The sequence below is a fragment of the Caballeronia sp. LZ003 genome, from assembly GCF_031451465.1.
Classification (GTDB): Bacteria; Pseudomonadota; Gammaproteobacteria; order Burkholderiales; family Burkholderiaceae; genus Caballeronia.
On the sequence record NZ_JARUXJ010000157.1, the window covers coordinates 1 to 514 of the forward strand.

Sequence of the window (514 nt, forward strand, 5' to 3'; positions counted from 1 at the left end):
GCGAGTGAAAAAAACGATCCGCATCAAAAGAGCGTTGAGACGTTCAAGGCGATGATGGATCATCATGCCGAGTACATGAAATCGGCGCGCTCGCGGCAGGAGCAGCTTGCCGACGCGAACAAGGAGACCAACGCGTATTTCGATACGCTGAAAAGAGCGGGCGAGGCAGCGGGCAAGACTCGCGAAGAGCTCAAGGCGCTCGATGCAGAGCGCCAAAAAATGCTTGCGCATAATGAAGACCGTTACCGGCCGCACGACCAAAAGCCGCATGCGTCTCAAGTCGATGCCGCGGCACAGTATCTGGAGCGTATCCGAGAGCAGGGCGCTGTGCTCGATGCGCAATCGCATACAACGGACAAACTTACGAACGCGCAGAAGGAACTCGCGCAGTTCAACGAGAGGGTGGCTGCTGCCAAGCAGCATGTTGCGAGCGCTGACGATAGAAGCCTGCTTCATTCGGAGAAGCAAATCCGGTTTGCGCTTGAGCACAACGTGGCGCTGGAGAAGGCAAACA

The 514-nt window shown here is 56.6% G+C and carries 1 protein-coding gene; it reads right to left on the reverse strand.

Annotated elements, in window-relative coordinates; translation table 11 throughout:
- On the reverse strand, positions 1–456 hold a 456-nt coding region (locus QCE79_RS33560), incomplete at its 3' end, for a hypothetical protein (protein WP_309851829.1).
- Positions 457–514 lie beyond the last annotated feature (58 nt).